Raw genomic sequence first — 16,506 nt, 5'->3', positions numbered from 1 at the left:
CCCAGGGGCACTCGTCCGCACCACTACCCACACGCCCGCCGGTCCACTAGATGTGACATTGACCCCCGAAAGGGCCACCAAATGTCACATTGAGTACCGGCGGGCGTTCGTCTATCCCGCCTCGAGGATGGCGCGCGGATCGAAGGTCACCCTGATTTCCACGATTTTGCCGTCTTCGATTCGTTGCCAGTTCGCGGTGGGGGCCGGGGGTGCGATCGACGTGTGCAGGTCGAACAACGTCAACACGTTCGGGCCATCGACGAATACGTGCGCGATATCGATGTCGGTGACGATCTGCGACATTCCCTTCAACCCGACCACGCATTCCTCGCCGCTGTCGGCCGTGCCGAGTGGACCGCGAAACGTTGCGTCCTCGTGCAGGATCGACGCCAGAGTGTCGAAGTCCTCCGCCTTCCAGGCCTCGAAGTAGGTTGCTGCAATTTCTTCGGGTGTCTGTGTCATGCCTTCGAGTCTCGAACCGGCCCGGTCAGAAGTCCAACAGTTGGTCGATATGATCGTCAGAACTTTTACTCATAGCCGCAGCTAGGCGAGACGCGCTATGGTTCTCGCGTGGCCATCGATCCCACCTCGAAGCATCCGGTTCTCGAACGCGTTCGCGCTCTGGCGTTCGCGTATCCCGACGTGACCGAGAAGATTTCGCACGGCAGGCCAACATTCCGCACAACCTCGGTGTTCGTCTACTTCGGCGGCGGCGTCAAAGGCGGCGACCAGTTCGACATGTCGATCCTCGTCAAGTGCGAAAGCGCCGAAGAGCAGCGGGCCTGCGAACTCGAGCCGCGCTACTTCCATCCCGCCTACCTCGGACCCGCAGGCTGGGTGGGATTCGACCTGTCCGATCCCGACAGCGATGTCTGGGCCGAGGCCGCCGAACTGATCGACTGCAGCTACCGGCTCACCGCACCGAAGCGCGTGATAGCCCGACTCGACGCCGGCGAGGGCCCCGATCTGGGAGTACAGCAATGGAACTGAGGCAGCTCGAGTATTTCGTCGCTGTAGCCGAGGAAGCGAATTTCACCCGCGCCGCTGCCCGGGTCCACATCAGCCAATCCGGTGTCAGCGCTCAGATCAGGGCGCTCGAAAGGGAGCTCGGTGCCGAGCTGATCGACAGATCCGGTGGCACAGCCACATTGACCACAGCCGGCCAGGCTGCTCTGCCGCAGGCTCGCGCCACACTGGCCGCAGCAGGATCCGTCAAACAGTCCGTCGACGACGTAACCGGGCTACTGCGCGGCTCCCTGAGCATCGGTATGGTGACCGCCTGCACCGTCCCACAACTGTTCGACGCGTTGGCGCGCTTCCACTCTGGTCATCCTGGCGTCGAACTCGCTCTGCGGGAGGATAATTCGGATCAGCTCATCGCGGATGTTCGATCCGGCGAGCTGGATCTTGCGTTGGTCGGTATCGCTGCTCGGACCCCCACCGGACTCGAGTCGATGGTGGTGATCGACGAGCGGATCGTCGCAGCCGTTCCGACGAAGCATCCGCTGGCGGAGCAGAAGGACGCGACCCTCGCCGAGGTGTGCGAGTACCCGATAGTCGCTCTCCCGCTGGGCACCGGCATTCGTGCGGTGTTCGACAGAGACTGTGCCGGGGTTGGTCTGTCACCATCGATCACGTTGCAGGCCAGCGCACCTGACGCGGTGGCCGACCTCGCAGCTCGCGGTCTCGGCGTCGGGATCCTCAGCCGATCGATGGCCGAGTTCTACGGCAACCGGCTCGTCGCGGTCGAGCTGACCGACTCGCACACCGCCGCCCTGCTGGCCCTGGTGTGGCGCAGCGCGATGAGTCCGGCACTGACCGAACTGGTGTCCGTGGCGACGACGAGTTTCAGCGAATCTTCTTGACGACGAACCACAGCGCCACCAGCAGACCGAGCAACGCCACAGACGGCAGCACGCCGGGATTTCCTCCGACGATCCCGGCGACGGCGAAACCGAGAGCTACCAGCGCGAAGAACCCGAGGATCCCCGCGAGCAGCTGAAGGTGGTCCTGCGCCGTCACGACTTGACGCCGCCCGCCGTCAGTCCGGAGATGATGCGGCGCTGGAACAGCAGCACCATTATCACCAGCGGAATCGCAACGATGGTGCCGGCGGCCATGATCGCGGCATATGGCACTACGAGCGGATCGTTGCCGGTGAACCGCGCGATGGCCACGGTCACCGGTTCGGTCTTGTCACTCGAGAGCTGGCTCGCGAGCAGGTACTCGTTGACCGCGGCGATGAACGCCAGGATCGCGGTGGTGAACAGGGCCGGTGCGGCGAGTGGGAGCATCACCAGCCGAAACGCCTGGAATCGCCCGGCGCCGTCGATCCGCGCGGCTTCTTCGAGTTCCCATGGCAATTCGGCGAAGAACGCCGCCAGTGTGTAGATCGTCAGCGGTAGGACGAACGAGATGTTGGGGATGACCATCGCCTGGTAGCTGCCGATCCAGCCGATGTTGGTGAAGAACTGGAACAGCGGGGTCACCAGTGCGACGACGGGGAACATCGACGCACCCAGGATGATGCCCGTCACCACGTATTTGAAGCGAAAGTCGATGCGCGAGAGCGCGTATGCCGTGAAGATGCCGATGACCAACGCGATCAGCGTGGTCGCGCCGCCCACGATCAGACTGTTGCCCACCGCACGAAGAAAGTTGTTGCCGTTCGCCGTCGACAACGCGTTCTCGAAGTTCTCCCACGTGACGTGCGTCGGCCACGGCGTCGTATCGAAGGTGTAGCGCGGGTCGCGGAATGCGGTGACGACCATCCAATAGAACGGTGCCAGTCCCCAGACGAGAATGACGACGACACCGAGATAGATGCGAGCCTGCTTCATCGGCCGGGCCCCTTACGCTGATTGTCCTGAGTGGCAACGGCATTGGCACCGAGAAACTTCACCAGGATGAACGCCACGACAAATATGAAGATGAACGAGATGGTCGACAACGACGCAGCGCTGTTGAAGCCCTGCCGGATCTGATCCACCACCAGGATCGAGATGGTCCGCGTGGCAGGATTGCCCTCGGTGAGGATGGCGGGCAAGTCGTACATACGCAGCGCGTCCATGGTGCGGAACAGAATGGCCACCATCAACGCGGGCTTGACCAACGGCAGCGTGATCTTGGTGAACCGCTGCCACGCCGACGCCCCGTCGACGCGAGCAGCCTCGTAGACGTCGGCGGGAATCATCTGCAACCCGGCCAGGATCAACAGCGCCATGAACGGCGTCGTCTTCCATACGTCGGCGATGATGACGGCGAAACGAGCGGGCCACGCGTCGCCGGTCCACAGAATGTTGGTTCCCAGAATGCGATTGGCGATGCCGTCGTACGCGAAGATGAAGTACCAGAGCTTGGCCGTGACCGCCGTCGGGATCGCCCAGGGGATCAGGATCGCCGCGCGCAACAGGGCGCGTCCGGCGAAGGTCTTACCCATGATGACGGCCATTCCGAAGCCGATGACGACCTCGATGGACACCGTCACGACCGTGAAGAACGCGGTGTTGCCGACGGCGCCCCAGAACTGAGAACCGAGCGTCCCCGGCGGGCAGGGCACCAACGTGCCCGACGCCGAAGTGCATTGCTGCAGAATCCAGTGCGTGTAGTTGTCGAAACCGGCAGAGCCGCCGGTGACGAACATACCGGTGGCGGGATCGAGACCGGGATCCTTGGAGAAGGACATCACGAGGGCTCGGACCACCGGGTAGACGATGACGATCGCGAGGATCACCATCGTCGGTGCGATCAACAGCCAGGCCCGACCCTGCGTCAGGCCGAAACGCTTGTTCTTGGACCGCACATGCCGACCGCGGCCGGGGGACGAGCCCCCGGCCGCGGTGGTTGCGGCGGCCCCACTGGTCACACCAGCAGGTACAGCCATTGGTTCTCCCGAAATCAGTTGGCGCCGGCGGTTTCGATACCGGCCTGCATGTCCGTGATCGCCTGGTCGACGCTCTTCTCACCCTTGATGGCGGCAGAGACGTTGTCCTGCACGGCCTTCGAAACGGCCGGGTAGAACGGAGTGACGGGACGCGGAACGGCATTCTCGATGGATGCCTTCAATGCGGGAAGGTACGGCATCGCGGCGATCAGTGCGGGATCGTCGTACAACGAGGAGAGCACGGGCGGCAAAGCACCCTCGGCGATGATGCGCTGGGCCTTCTCGCCCTGCATGAATCGCAGGAAGTCGGCCGCGGTGGCCTTGTTCTCGGAGTACGCGCTGATCGCGGCGTTGTATCCGCCGAGCGTCGAGGTGCCCACTCCGGTGACGCCCGGAAGCGGTGCGACCGCGTACTTTCCGACCACAGCCGAACCTTCTTCTGCGGCGGTGCCGTAGACGTACGGCCAGTTGCGCAGGAACAGTGTCTTTCCGTCCTGGAACGCCTGCTGGCTGTCGGACTCCTTGAACGTGGTGTCCTGGGCCGGGATGACGCCGGTCTCGAACGCGGTGACCAGAGTCTGCAGTCCGGCCTTGGCTTCGGGACTGTTGACGGTGGGGGTCTTGCCGTCTTCGCCGACGATCGATCCGCCGTGCGCGTTGATGATCTCCGACGCATTGGCCGTCAGACCCTCGTAAGGCGCGAATTGCCCTGCGTAGCAGTCGATGTTGTTGTCGCGAGCGACCTGGCAGTCCTCGGTGAGCTCGGCCCAGGTGGTGGGTGCCTCGGGGAGCAGGTCGCTGCGGTAGTAGAGCAGTCCGCCGTTGGTGTTCTTCGGCGCGGCGTACTGCTTGCCGTTGTAGGTCGCACTCGCGACGGTCGCGGGTAGAACGCCTGCGTTGTCGAGTGCGAATTCGCCCTCGAGCGGGACGAGCCAGCCCTTGGCCGCGAATTCGGCGGTCCAGACGACGTCGAGTGCCATGACGTCGTAGTCGCTCTGCTGCGCCTGGAGCTGCTGAACGAAGTCGTCGTGGGCCTGATCGGCGTCGGCGGACTGCTCCTTGAAGGTGACCTGCTGATCAGGGTTGGCGGCGTTCCACTCCGAGATGATCTGCTGGACGACACCGGTCTCGGTGGTGTCCTGGCCCTCTACATAGGTGATAGGTCCACGGCCGTCGGCATTTTCGGATGCAGCACCCGAATCGCCGCTCGAACCGCTGTCGCTCGAACATCCGGTGAGCGTCAGCAGCGTGGCTGCTGTCGCAACCACTGCCACCTTCGTGATCAAAGACGCCATTGTTCTCTCCACTTACTTCTACGCGGTGGTATGCGCCCGGAGATGGGCACGCAGAATCGTGCTGTGATGCTCCCCCGACACATATGTCGATGGGTACTGTGGCACACAACTCACCGCGCAGGGGTCATTATCGAGTTCCTGAATCGGTCAACCCGGACGTGTCGGAGGTGCCCGGTACCCTTTCGCTCATGAGTTCGGACAAGATGCTGACGCGAATCGGCGGATTGCTGCGTCAGGCGGAGTCCACCGACAACCCCCACGAGGCCGAGGCCTTCATGGAGGCCGCGCAGCGTTTGGCCACGTCGGCGTCGGTGGATCTCGCGGTGGCGCGTTCGCACAGCGCATCCCGCGAACGGCAGGCGACGCATAGCCAGAAGGTCATCCCCATCGGTGAACCGGGCAAGCGTGGACTCAAGACCTACGTTCAACTGTTCGTCGCCATCGCTCATGCGAACGATGTGCAGTGCGACGTCGCCAGATCGTCGACGCAGGTGTTCGCCTACGGTTTCGACTCGGACATCGAGACCACCGAGGCCCTGTACTCCTCTTTGCTGATTCAGATGGTCCGAGCGTCGGACGCGTACATCAAGTCCGGTGCCTACAAATCCGAGACGGCCATCCGCACCGTCACCGAGGTCAAGAATCGTCGCCGCTACACCCGACGCGAGGAAGTGCCCGTCGCCGCCGTGACGGCACGTCTGAACTTCCAGACGGCATTCGCGTCGCGCATCGGTCAACGGCTCGCGGAGGTCAAGAAGGACACCGAGGCCAAGGCCATCGCGCAGGAGAGCTCCGGTGCCGGTACCGCCCTGGTGTTGCGAGACAAGGAGATCGAGCTACGCGACTACTACCGACAGACGTCCACCGCACGCGGGCACTGGCGAGGCCAGAGTGCGAACGCCGGGTACTCGGAGGGCGCACGCAAGGCCGGCGATCGAGCGGGCCGGAACGCGAAGATCGGTGCCCACGCAGAAATCGGTGGCGCAAGTCGGCAACTGGGCCGCTGACTTCTACGGTGCCGCCGGTGATGCCGTGAACACCGGCCATCCGATCTCGGTACGCCAGAGCGTCGAATTCTCGGTATCCCGCGGCCCGACGACATAGACCTCGCGAACCGGTCCCGCAATGGCGAGGCCGTTGGTCTCCACGTGCACGCCGAGCGCGCCATAGGTGACGTCGATGTCGTCGTGGGGTCCGTGGTGAACCGTCACCGCGAGTTCGACAGGAGGCAGCGTCAACGGCCGAACCCGACCCACGGACGACGCATCTGCGGTCGGCACGTACACCGTCATGACTCCGCGGCCGTCGGTGAACAACTCGTTTTCGTACAACCCACCCGGTGGCCCGGTGGTGTCGGACACGACCGCGTCGATCTCGGCCATCGCGTCCGAATACCAGCCCGATACGTCGGACACGTCGACCACCTCGGAAATTGCTGCGACAGAGCACTGTTTAGTGAGAATGCGTCGGACATCGATCGCGGGCGGAGTGGGATCGAGCAATCGTCGCAGCGCCGTCACGGCTGATCTGGTGTCGTCCAACTGGCGCTCGAGTCGAGTGAGATGTTCGGTGATCAGTCGAGCGCGAGCATCGGGATCGGGTGTCTGCACGATTGCCCGCACCTCCCGCTCCGGCATCTGCATCTTCCGGAATCGACCGATGATCTGCGCGACCCCGACCTGATCGGTGGCGTAGTACCGGTAGCCCGAGTGGTCGTCGACCGTCGCAGGTTCGAGCAGACCCGACTCGTGATAGCGACGCAGGGTCTTCACCGACAGATGCGTGATTCGAGAGAACTCGCCGATCGTGAGCAATCCGTTCATGCCCACATTCTCGCCCCTCCCCGTGGGGGAGACTCGACTCTCCAGGGGGAGGGGTGACGCCGGATGTAGCCGAGGCCGCCGCAAACGCGCGCGCGTTTGCGGGAAATGGGGGCGGCGGGATGGGGACGACGGCGGGATGGGGGCGGAAGAAAGGGGCGGGAAAATGCGGGCGGCCGACAGAAGCCGGCGACACCAGAACCAACTCAGTCGAGTCGAGCCAACACGATTCGCAGGCCGATGACACTGGCGATGGGGAACAGGGCAGCGACCAGCCATGGGATTGCTGCTCCCCAGCCGGTATCGGGCGAGGCGTCGATCACCGCTCCCACGGCGATCGAGCCGATGAGTACCCCGATCCCACCGAGCGAGGCCATGAATCCGTAGTAGGAGCCGAGTCGGCGTTCGGCAGCCATGAGCGGCACCAGATCCCGGGCCTGCGGCATCGCGATCATCTGACCCAGCGCCAGCAGCAGCACGAACAGGGCGGCCGGAACGAGGCCGACGAGCCCGGTCAGCTCCAGCGGGCTGAGGACCGCCACCAGGGCGAAAGAGACTGCCATGACGGCAAATCCGATCGGCAGCGTGATGCGCGGCGAGACCGCGGCGACGCGTCGGGTGATCGGTAGTTGTGTCGTTACGACGAGTACTGCGGAGATTGCGAAGAACCAGCCGAGTACCGTCTGGGATCCCCAGGCCCGTTCGACCTCGAGGGGGAGCAGTAGATACAGCTGGTTGTAGGCCACCAACTGCGCGCTCATGGCGACGGCGAACAGCACGAAGGTGCGATTGCGGATCACGTCGGTCCAGCCCGAGAGCCACGGATCGTCGCGGTGTTCGCCGGGCTCGCGCGGTAGCCATCTGATGTGCGCGGCGATGACGAGTACGAAGATGACTGCGGCCGTCAGACATGCGATTCGGAAGTCGGCCAACAACAGCAGAGATCCGATGAGCGGGCCGGTGAACGATCCGATCTGATTGCACACCGACAACAGCGCGAAGGTCTGAACCCGGGTGGCGCCGCCGCTGCGTTCGCTCTTACCGGCCTCGATGGCGATCGCGGATTCCACTGCGGGAGAGAACAATGCAGCCGCGAACCCGACCAATACCGTCGCGGCGACGACACCGGCGAGAGAATCGAACACAGCCAGGCCCAGGAACCCCAGTACTCGCAGGACACAGCCGACGAGGACCACCGGCTTGATGCCCCACCGATCGGCGAGGGTGCCGCCCACGAAGAACAGGCCCTGCTGCGAGAACGTTCGGATACCGAGGACGACGCCGACGAGTGCCGCTCCGAGTCCCAGATCGGACGTCAGATGCACCGACAGATACGGCAACACCATGAAAAAGCCGATGTTGAACGTCATCTGGGTGAGAACCAGCAACCGCACCGTGGGCGTGGCGCGCCCGAGGTCGACGAGAAACGACCACCGCCACCGCGTCGGCGACTTGTCGGTCCTCGAACTCATGTAACGCGCCCTCCTACATCGACTTTGCCGTCAACGCTACCGGTCGTTCTCACCCGCCCCGACGTCGCGCTGGCAACGGAGACGGCGAGGACGGCCAGTGCGATCAACGACGCCAGCGGTGCTGCCGCGACCCATGGTGCTCGCTCGACGGCGGCTACCCCGTCGGACAGGATCAGTCCCCAATCCGCGGTCGGAGGTTGCGGACCGAGGCCCAGAAACCCGAGGGCGGCGAGTGCCAGAGCGACCCCGGGCAGTCGGATCATGGCGTGCCGGAACACGGCAGGCAGCACTCCGCGAACGATGGATCCGAACAGGATTCGACCGTTACCGGCACCGAGTGTCGGCAGGATGGAGATGTAGGGCTGCGCTCGCGCCTCGTCGACGAGTGCCGCGGTGTGCGCGGCGAGTGGAGCCCACGTCACGATCAGGACCGCGACAGCCGCCCCGCCGGCACTTGGACCCCAGATCGCGGCGATGAGGATGCCGGTCACGACGGGCGGAGCGGCATTGGTGACCTCCACGAGCCCTCGGGTCGCTCGGGGAATCAGCCCCAGCAGCACCCCGACGAACAGGGCCGCCAGCGTGACTGCCAGCGACAGTCCGATCGATCGCACAGCCCCGTCCGCCACTCGGGCGAGCAGGTCGCGGCCGGACGCGTCGGTTCCGAACGGGAACGTCGACGATGGTCGAGCGAACTTCTCACGGGTGGTGATCTGGCCGTCTCGTGGCAGCCCCACCAGAACCATGACCGCGAGCATCGATGCGGCTGCTATCGGGACGATCCACCGACGCGACGAGGGGTGGAACACCCCGGCTGGAATCGGCATGGCCTTCTCGTGCAGTGCACTGCCGAGCAGTAGACGGCGTAACAGTTCCGCCGCGATACCGAGGGCGGCACTGACGGCCAGCAACAACAGGATGTCGATCTGCAGGGCAGGCAGGTCCTGCGACTGCGCGTCACCGAGAGTCGATCGTCCCAATCCCGGTATGGCGAAGACCTTTTCGACGGCCACTGCGCCGCCCGTCATGGCCACCATGATCAAACCGACCTGCGACGCAAGTCCGGGGACGGCGCGGCGCAACACAGCGACGGCGATCTGCCGCCGCGAGAACCCTGCCACCGTCCACGTGATCACCCATCCCTCGGTGAAGGTGACGGCTACCGCGTCGGCGAGGAGTCGACCGATCAAGCCACCCGCTGGAAGGCCTAGTGCCAGTGCGGGTAGCACCGCATATTCCGGCCCGTTCCACCCGTACGCCGGAAACGACAACCACACCGCTCCGACGACCACCAGTACCGATGCCAGCAGGAACTCCGGCAGAGACGTCAGCGCGGCCGCAATGCTGCCGCCGGTGCGTTTCGGGGTGCCGCGCAGCCCGGCCCGCATGCTCGGCAGGACGACGAGCGCGGCGGTGACGAGCGCGACGGCCATCGCGAAACCCATCAGGGTCAGCGAGACGGACAGTGCCTCGAGTGCACCGGGCAGTACGGGTTTGCCGGTGTTCCAGGATGTTCCGGGGTTGCCCGACGCGAGGCCGGTGAGCCAGTTCCAGAAGGTCCGTAGCGGCCCGGCGTCGAGACCGAGGTCGTTGCGGATGGCCGCGAGGGCCTCGGGCGTCGCTTCTTGCTCGGCCGAGCGCGCCCGCAGAATGCTCAGTGCGGGGTCTCGGTCGGACAACCACGGCAGCATCCCGACGAGCAGTACGACGCCCGCTACCGAGAGCAGCCGTGAGGCAGTCGTTCTCACTGCCTACTCGAAGGCGGTCTGGTTGGTGATCAGCGTCCGCTCGCGTGGATCGCGGGCCACGCCGGTCACGTTCTCGGATTCTCCCTGGATGACGCGTTCGTGCAGCAGCGGAACCGCGGCGTCTTTTTCGAGGATCAGTTTTTCGGCGTCGAGGATCGCGGTGCGGCGAGCGTCGCCGGGATCGGTGGCTGCGGCATCGGCGAGCGCGGTGTCGACCTGCGGGTCGCAGAATTGCGAGATGTTGAACGATCCCTCGCAGGCGAAGTCGGAGTACATGTACGCGGCCGGGTCTCCGGAGTCGAGCACGGTGGCGCGGGAGAGGATGAACGCATCGAAAGCGCCGGCGAGAGCATCGGTTTCGATGAACTGATATTCGCGCACGACCTGTTCGACGACGAAGCCCTTGGCTTCGAGCTCCTGCTGCAGCAGCACCGCGACCTCGGGGAGTTCGGCTCGGTCCGTGAACGTGGCGAGGGTGATCTTCTTTCCTGCGGCGTCGCCGGCCGGAGCCTGCGTACGGGCCGGTCGATCGGCGGCCCACGGCAGAGCCGGGCCGAGCAGTCCGTTCGCGGCGTCGGCGCGGCCCTCGTACACCTGGTCGACCAGGCGGTCGCGGTCGATGGACTCGCGTGCCGCGGCGCGCATCGCCGGATCCGCGAAGACCCCGGACGCGGTGTTCAGGTACAGCGTGTTGGTGCGCGGCATGGGCACCTCGTGTACCAACGCCTGGTCGACGTTGGCAGCCTGCGACACCGGAATCGCTTCCACCACATCGGCTGTGCCGTTGCGCAGCGCCGCGGCCCGGGCCGTACCGTCGGGCACGAAGTCGACGTCGATACCGGAGATCTTCGCCGGCTCACCCCAGTAGTTCTCGTTGCGGTCGAGAGTGGCCGTGGACGTACCGTTCACCGCCTTCAGCACGAAGGGCCCGGTGCCGGTTCCGATGGGGTTGCTGCTGCCCGTCGAGTACGCCTCGGGTGCCAGGATGGCCAGCTGCGGGCTCGACAGTCGTTGGGGTATCAGGGGATCGACGTCGGCAGTGGTCACGGCAACGCTGTCGGCGTCGGTTGCGGTCACCGTCATGTCGACACCGTCGAGGATGCGCGGCTTGGGTGCCGACTGGGTGGCTGCAGTCAGTGCGGTCACGACGGCCGCTGCGTCGAGCGAGGCACCGTTGTGGAACGTGACGTCCGGCCTGATGTCGAAGTTCCAGGTGCGGTCGTCGACGCGGTTCCACGCGGTGGCCAGGCCTGGCTCGGCTTCACCGAGATCATCGAGAACGATCAACGTCTCGGCCGTGGACCAGCGCGAAAGCTTGAAGGCGTCGTCACTGAACTGGGACAGCCCCGATCGAGGTGGCTGCAGCATTGCGACGCGCACGCGGTTCTCGCCGTCGTCGGAGGTGGCGGAACTGGAGGAAAAGCACCCGGTGAGCGTCAGCGTGCCCACTGCTGCGAGCGCGCCGATGCGAAACATGTTGCTGGTCAATGTAACTCCTGTTGTTCTTACGTGAGCCGAGGGACGGCGTCGATCAGATCTCGGGTGTGTTGGTGCTCGGGCCGGGTGAGAACGTCGCGGACGGACCCTGTTTCGACGATGCGACCCTCCTGCATCACCGATACCTCGGTGCAGAGCCGTGCGACGGCCGACAGGTCGTGGCTGACGATCAGCAGCGCACCCGGTAGGCCGGCAAGAACATCGAGCACCTGCTCTCTGAGGTCGGGATCGAGTCCACTGACCGGCTCGTCCGCCAACAGATAGTGCGGCGCGCAGGCCACAGCTCGGGCGATGGCGACTCGCTGTTTCTGTCCGCCGGACAGCTCGGCCGGACGGCGAGCCAGGAAGTGCGCATCGAGCCCGACGGCAGACAATGCGCCGGTGGCCCTGGCTCGGCGATCACCCTCGATACCGAGCAGGCGTAGCGGAGTAGCGACGAGGTCGAGGACGCTGCGGCGCGGGTCGAGACTGGTTGCCGGATCCTGCGGAATGTACTGCACGCGACGGCGGAACCACCGCAGCGATCTGGCCGATCCGGGTCGGACGGTCTGTCCGTCGAGCACGATCTTTCCGCCGCTCGGGGCATCGACGGCCAGCAGCAGGCGCAGCAGTGTCGTTTTGCCGGAACCGGATTCACCGACGACGGCAATCCGCCCGGTCGGCGGCACTGCGAACGTGACGGAATTCAGAGCCGTGTGCGACGTGCCGTGCCGGTCGTACTGTCGCGTGACTGCCGTGGCCACCAAACCGGTCGGCTCCTCCACGGTCACGACGCAACCAGCTGCCGGAACGGATCAGCCGCCCGAGCCACGTCGATCATCTGTCGCGTTCGATCCGAGCGAGGGTTCTTGAGTACCGTTGCAGTGGAACCGGATTCGATGATTCTTCCGGAATCGAGAACCAGCAGGTGGTCGCACAACTGCGCGGCGACGGCGATGTCGTGGGTGATCAGCAGCAGCGACGGCACCTGCCGCAGAGCGTCGAGAACGCGCGCCTGACTCAGGACGTCCAGTGCCGTCGTCGGTTCGTCGGCGATCACCAGCGAGCTCTCGCGCGCCAATGCCATTGCGATGCAGACTCGTTGACGCTGGCCGCCCGAGAGTTCGAGTGGGTGCGAGGCCAGCACACGCGCGGTGTCGTGCAGACCCACTCGCGCGAGCAGCGTGGCGGCGTCGGGCGTGCGTAGTTGCCCGCCGACGGTGACCATCGGGTTGAGCGCCGTCGCGGAGTCCTGGAAGACCATCGCCGGACGCGCGGTGCGCGGCCGCTGCGGGGTCGGAACACCGGCGACATCGTGGCCGTCGACGACGACGCGACCGGCACACGTGATGCCCGGCGGGAGGTATCCGACCAGAGCCGAGGCGATGGAGGACTTGCCCGAACCCGAGGCGCCCAGCAGGCCGACGCGTCGACCCGTGGGTATCTCGAACGAGACGCCGTCGACGATGCGGGTGCGTCCGGCGTCGATGCGGAGATTCTCGACGACGAGCACGACGAACTCCTGAGCCTGGAAGTGGGAATGACTTCGACAATCGTTGTCACTTGAACCATAGGCGAGCGCCGGTACGGAAACAACTCGACCTGCTTAAGCTGGACGAGTGAGCAGACCGAGGGATGCGCAGCGGTCGGCGGTATACGACGCCGAACAGATGGTGCGCATCATGTTCGATCGAGCCGAGGAGCGCGAGAACCGCGTCGTGACGGTGTTGGGCTCACAGATCACGCTGCCGATCGAGCGGAAGTTCGCCTCGTTGAAATCCGTGCAGAGCTACGTCGATGCGGTGCTGGCGCTGGACTGGATCGCGACTACGTGGCCCGACGCCGGTCGGACGGTGACCGTTCGGGCCAGATCCGGATCGGGTGCCGCCCACTACGAACGCGACGCCGCGACCATCGCGGTACCCCTGCATCAGGGCAATCGGGCCTGGGCGCTGCGCGAACTGGTGGTGCTGCACGAACTGGCTCACCACTTCGGTGACGAGGACGAGCAACAGCACGGCGGAGCGTTCGTCGATCGCTACATCACGTTGGTCGCCGACATCGTCGGCTCCGAGGCCGGGTTCGTCCTCAGGGCGATGATGGCCGAGAGCGGGGTACGAGTCGGCTGATCTCGGTCGACGTGCATCGCGGGAAACGAGGTGCATCATGGGTGAGACAGCCCACACGACGAGGAGACGTACATGACCGTCAAGATCGGTGTTCAGCTTCAGCCCCAGCACGCACCCGACTATCAGCTGATCCGCGACGCGGTGCTGCGGTCCGAAGACGCGGGGGTCGACATCGTCTTCAACTGGGACCACTTCTATCCGCTGTACGGCGACCTCGACGGTGCCCACTTCGAGTGCTGGACGATGCTCGGGGCCTGGGCCGAGCAGACGTCGAACGTGGAGATCGGCGCCCTCGTCACCGGAGGTGGGTACCGCAACCCCGACCTGCTGGCAGACATGGCGCGCACCGTCGACCACATCAGCGGCGGCCGACTGATTCTCGGCATCGGTGCCGGGTGGAACGAGAAGGACTACGACAACTTCGGTTACGAATTCGGTACCGCCGGTTCACGTCTGGCTTTGCTCAAGGAGAGCCTCGGCCGGATCCGGCACCGCCTCGACGTCGGTAACCCGGCCCCGACGCGCGACATCCCGATCCTCATCGGCGGCGGCGGTGAGAAGAAGACTCTCAAGCTCGTGGCCGAGTACGCCCACATCTGGCACAGCTTCGCCGACCTCGATGCGCTGAAGCGTAAATCCGAGATCCTCGCCGAGCACGGCACCACCGTCGGGCGGGACACCTCGGGCATCACCCGCTCGGTCTCGTGGCCGGGCGCGGACACCGCTCAGGACTTCGTCGACGCCGGTGCCACGCTGTTCACGGTCGGTACCGGGGGACCGGATTACGACCTCACCGAACTGGGCGAGGCCATCGCGTGGCGGGACGCACACCGCTAGACGCGATTGAGGTGAGGGAATTTCGGGAACAAGCGGGTTGCTTCATACAACTGCAATGTGATTGTCGTGTGCCTCCATCGGCACGATAGCCTCGTTCGTCCCTCCCGATTGCACCTAGGAGCTCCATCTTGAACACACGTCGTTTACGAGGCCGTGCCATCGCAGCAGTTGCTGCGACGCTCGCACTCACGCTCGGAGCCGTCGCGTGTTCCGACGGAAGCTCGGGTGGCACCGGTGAGAACGCTCTGGCCGGTTCCGACCAGGCCTCGCTGGACAAGTACACGACCGACAGCGTCACCGCGCTCGATCAGATCGACACCGCGAACCTCGGTCTGATCAAGCCGGGGACGTTGTACGTCGGCACCCTGTCGGACGCGCCGCCGAACATCTTCATCGACGACGCAGGCAACTTCACCGGCTTCGACAACGAGCTGCTCAAAGCCGTCGCGGCCAAGCTGAACCTCACCGTCGAATTCTCGGCGACCGAGTTCTCGGGCCTGCTCGCAGCGGTCGACAACAAGGTCTACGACGCCGGTTCGTCGTCCATCTCGACCACGGACGCCCGTCGTCAGACCGTCGGCTTCACCAACGGTTACGACTTCGGCGAGATGGCCTTGGTCGCGAAGAACGACTACTCGATCAAGACGATCGCCGAGTTGAACGCCGATCAGCGCATCGCCGTGGTGCAGGGCACCGTGCAGGACGACTACGTCACCAACACCCTCGGCATCGAGCCGGTGCGGTTCCCGGACTACAACACCGCGTACGCGAACGTGAAGTCCGGTCAGGTCGACGCCTGGGTCGCACCGTCGCAGCAGGCAACCGGTCAGGTCAAGACCGAGGACGGTGTCTCCATCCTGGAGAAGACCATCAACACCACCAACTTCACCGCGTACGCCGTCGCCAAGGACAACCAGCCCTTGATCGACGCGCTGAACGCCGGCCTCGATGCAGTGGTCGACGACGGCACCTGGAGCACGCTCGAGAAGCAGTGGTACCCGGACCGTGAGGTCCCCGCCGACTGGAAGCCGGGCAGCAAGGCGTCCGTTCTGCCGGCGTCGTAAGGGCACTCGTACCTCATGAGCACTCTGTCGAATCTGTACGACACGTTCTTCGATTGGGAACTGATCGGCGAGACCATTCCCAAACTGGTCACGGTCGGATTGCCGAACACCCTCATTCTGGCGGTCTCGTCGGGAGTGATCGGTACCGTGATCGGACTCGGGCTGGCGGTTGCGGGTATCTCCCGCACCCGCTGGCTCCGGTGGCCGGCGCGGGTGTACACGGACATCTTTCGTGGACTACCCGCCGCCGTGGTCATCCTGCTCATCGGCCTCGGGTTCGGCCCGACGCTGACCCAATTCACCGGCAGCAGAAGCCCGTTCCCGTTGGGCATCCTGGCGCTGTCGTTGATGGCAGCGGCCTACTTCGGTGAGATCTTCCGCTCCGGCATTCAGAGCGTCGACTCCGGTCAGCTCGAAGCCTCCCGCGCACTGGGTTTCAGCTACCGCCGGTCCATGAACCTGGTGGTCGTACCGCAGGGCATCCGGCGCGTGCTGCCCGCGATCGTCAACCAGTTCATCTCGTTGATCAAGGACAGCTCGCTGATCTACTTCCTGGGTCTGCTTGCCTCGCAACGAGAATTGTTCCGCGTCGGCCAGGACACCGCCGCCCAGACCGGCAATCTCTCGCCGCTGCTGGCCGCGGGATTGTTCTATCTCATCCTGACCATCCCGCTGACGCACCTGGTCAACTACATCGACCGACGCCTGCGGTCCGGTAAGGCCGACACCTCGGGCACCCTCGGTCCCGTCGAAACATCCATCGTGGTGGAGAGGTAGCCGAC

At 64.9% G+C, this 16,506-nt stretch carries 16 protein-coding genes and 1 pseudogene; 6 read left to right on the top strand and 11 right to left on the bottom strand.

Features of this window, described 5'->3' with window-relative positions:
• Positions 1 to 111: 111 nt before the first annotated feature.
• A complete protein-coding gene (locus QM588_RS01240) occupies positions 112 to 462 on the bottom strand; it encodes a nuclear transport factor 2 family protein (RefSeq protein WP_283310970.1) in 351 nt (116 codons plus the stop codon).
• Between the two features lie 108 nt (positions 463 to 570).
• On the opposite strand from QM588_RS01240, the gene QM588_RS01235 reads away from it, so the two are divergent.
• Positions 571 to 990 carry an MmcQ/YjbR family DNA-binding protein gene (locus QM588_RS01235; protein WP_283310969.1) on the top strand — a complete coding sequence of 140 codons (420 nt, stop codon included), beginning with the start codon at positions 571 to 573 and terminating at the stop codon, positions 988 to 990.
• Complete coding sequence (locus tag QM588_RS01230) at positions 981 to 1,865, top strand: LysR family transcriptional regulator (RefSeq protein WP_283310968.1); 885 nt, start codon at positions 981 to 983, stop codon at positions 1,863 to 1,865. The genes QM588_RS01235 and QM588_RS01230 overlap by 10 nt, the downstream gene beginning before the upstream one ends.
• On the opposite strand, the gene QM588_RS01225 is transcribed toward QM588_RS01230, so the two are convergent.
• From QM588_RS01225 to QM588_RS01210, 4 genes are read right to left on the bottom strand one after another with little or no spacing between them, the layout of a single operon-like run.
• Positions 1,849 to 2,022, bottom strand: a complete 174-nt coding sequence (locus QM588_RS01225; protein ID WP_283310967.1) for a hypothetical protein — start codon at positions 2,020 to 2,022, stop codon at positions 1,849 to 1,851. The genes QM588_RS01230 and QM588_RS01225 overlap by 17 nt on opposite strands.
• Positions 2,019 to 2,840: a carbohydrate ABC transporter permease gene (locus QM588_RS01220; protein WP_032367661.1), complete on the bottom strand. Its 822-nt coding sequence runs from the start codon at positions 2,838 to 2,840 to the stop codon at positions 2,019 to 2,021. Before QM588_RS01220 ends, QM588_RS01225 begins: the two co-directional genes overlap by 4 nt.
• Entirely contained in the window at positions 2,837 to 3,883 is a 1,047-nt protein-coding gene (locus QM588_RS01215; protein ID WP_283310966.1) for a carbohydrate ABC transporter permease, read from the bottom strand. Before QM588_RS01215 ends, QM588_RS01220 begins: the two co-directional genes overlap by 4 nt.
• A gap of 14 nt (positions 3,884 to 3,897) precedes the next feature.
• Positions 3,898 to 5,178, bottom strand: a complete 1,281-nt coding sequence (locus QM588_RS01210) for an ABC transporter substrate-binding protein (RefSeq protein WP_032370043.1) — start codon at positions 5,176 to 5,178, stop codon at positions 3,898 to 3,900.
• Between the two features lie 188 nt (positions 5,179 to 5,366).
• Between QM588_RS01210 and QM588_RS01205 the strand changes: the two genes are divergently transcribed.
• A complete protein-coding gene (locus QM588_RS01205) occupies positions 5,367 to 6,185 on the top strand; it encodes a DUF2786 domain-containing protein (protein ID WP_283310965.1) in 819 nt (272 codons plus the stop codon).
• Positions 6,186 to 6,188: 3 nt separating this feature from the next.
• Here the strand turns inward: QM588_RS01205 and QM588_RS01200 are convergent, their stop codons facing one another.
• The 6 genes from QM588_RS01200 to QM588_RS01175 all read right to left on the bottom strand — a co-directional run bounded on the left by QM588_RS01200 (position 6,189) and on the right by QM588_RS01175 (position 13,207).
• Entirely contained in the window at positions 6,189 to 7,001 is an 813-nt protein-coding gene (locus QM588_RS01200; RefSeq protein WP_283310964.1) for a MerR family transcriptional regulator, read from the bottom strand.
• A gap of 203 nt (positions 7,002 to 7,204) precedes the next feature.
• Positions 7,205 to 8,470, bottom strand: a complete 1,266-nt coding sequence (locus tag QM588_RS01195; RefSeq protein ID WP_283310963.1) for an MDR family MFS transporter — start codon at positions 8,468 to 8,470, stop codon at positions 7,205 to 7,207.
• Positions 8,467 to 10,218, bottom strand: a complete 1,752-nt coding sequence (locus tag QM588_RS01190; RefSeq protein WP_283310962.1) for an ABC transporter permease subunit — start codon at positions 10,216 to 10,218, stop codon at positions 8,467 to 8,469. The genes QM588_RS01195 and QM588_RS01190 overlap by 4 nt, the downstream gene beginning before the upstream one ends.
• Positions 10,219 to 10,221: 3 nt before the next feature.
• Positions 10,222 to 11,706 (bottom strand): ABC transporter substrate-binding protein, encoded by a 1,485-nt coding sequence (locus QM588_RS01185; protein WP_283310961.1) that lies wholly within the window; start codon positions 11,704 to 11,706, stop codon positions 10,222 to 10,224.
• Positions 11,707 to 11,723: 17 nt separating this feature from the next.
• The gene (locus QM588_RS01180) at positions 11,724 to 12,485 is read right to left on the bottom strand and encodes an ABC transporter ATP-binding protein (RefSeq protein ID WP_283310960.1); all 762 of its coding nucleotides are present in this window, start codon (positions 12,483 to 12,485) and stop codon (positions 11,724 to 11,726) included.
• Positions 12,482 to 13,207, bottom strand: coding sequence for an ATP-binding cassette domain-containing protein (locus tag QM588_RS01175; protein WP_283310959.1), 726 nt, complete (start codon positions 13,205 to 13,207; stop codon positions 12,482 to 12,484). The genes QM588_RS01180 and QM588_RS01175 overlap by 4 nt, the downstream gene beginning before the upstream one ends.
• 106 nt (positions 13,208 to 13,313) lie before the next feature.
• Between QM588_RS01175 and QM588_RS01170 the strand changes: the two genes are divergently transcribed.
• The 3 genes and pseudogenes from QM588_RS01170 to QM588_RS01160 all read left to right on the top strand — a co-directional run bounded on the left by QM588_RS01170 (position 13,314) and on the right by QM588_RS01160 (position 16,501).
• Complete coding sequence (locus QM588_RS01170) at positions 13,314 to 13,823, top strand: TIGR04338 family metallohydrolase (RefSeq protein WP_283310958.1); 510 nt, start codon at positions 13,314 to 13,316, stop codon at positions 13,821 to 13,823.
• Between the two features lie 72 nt (positions 13,824 to 13,895).
• On the top strand, positions 13,896 to 14,660 hold the full coding sequence (locus tag QM588_RS01165; RefSeq protein ID WP_032367654.1) for an LLM class F420-dependent oxidoreductase: 765 nt from the start codon (positions 13,896 to 13,898) through the stop codon (positions 14,658 to 14,660).
• 125 nt (positions 14,661 to 14,785) lie between these two features.
• Positions 14,786 to 16,501 (top strand): annotated as a pseudogene (locus QM588_RS01160) (ABC transporter substrate-binding protein/permease).
• Positions 16,502 to 16,506 lie beyond the last annotated feature (5 nt).

The organism is Rhodococcus sp. IEGM 1354 (genome assembly GCF_030056855.1).
Taxonomy (GTDB): Bacteria; Actinomycetota; Actinomycetes; order Mycobacteriales; family Mycobacteriaceae; genus Rhodococcoides.
Note: the sequence above shows the minus strand (reverse complement) of the source record. Positions and strands in the feature narration are given on the sequence as shown.

Coding starts and splice junctions, on each gene's coding strand:
- QM588_RS01210 (WP_032370043.1), bottom strand. CDS start 5,178: ATGGCGTCTTTGATCACGAAGGTGGCAGTGGTTGCGACAGCAGCCACG.
- QM588_RS01240 (WP_283310970.1), bottom strand. CDS start 462: ATGACACAGACACCCGAAGAAATTGCAGCAACCTACTTCGAGGCCTGG.
- QM588_RS01200 (WP_283310964.1), bottom strand. CDS start 7,001: ATGAACGGATTGCTCACGATCGGCGAGTTCTCTCGAATCACGCATCTG.
- QM588_RS01215 (WP_283310966.1), bottom strand. CDS start 3,883: ATGGCTGTACCTGCTGGTGTGACCAGTGGGGCCGCCGCAACCACCGCG.
- QM588_RS01205 (WP_283310965.1), top strand. CDS start 5,367: ATGAGTTCGGACAAGATGCTGACGCGAATCGGCGGATTGCTGCGTCAG.
- QM588_RS01230 (WP_283310968.1), top strand. CDS start 981: ATGGAACTGAGGCAGCTCGAGTATTTCGTCGCTGTAGCCGAGGAAGCG.
- QM588_RS01165 (WP_032367654.1), top strand. CDS start 13,896: ATGACCGTCAAGATCGGTGTTCAGCTTCAGCCCCAGCACGCACCCGAC.
- QM588_RS01220 (WP_032367661.1), bottom strand. CDS start 2,840: ATGAAGCAGGCTCGCATCTATCTCGGTGTCGTCGTCATTCTCGTCTGG.
- QM588_RS01195 (WP_283310963.1), bottom strand. CDS start 8,470: ATGAGTTCGAGGACCGACAAGTCGCCGACGCGGTGGCGGTGGTCGTTT.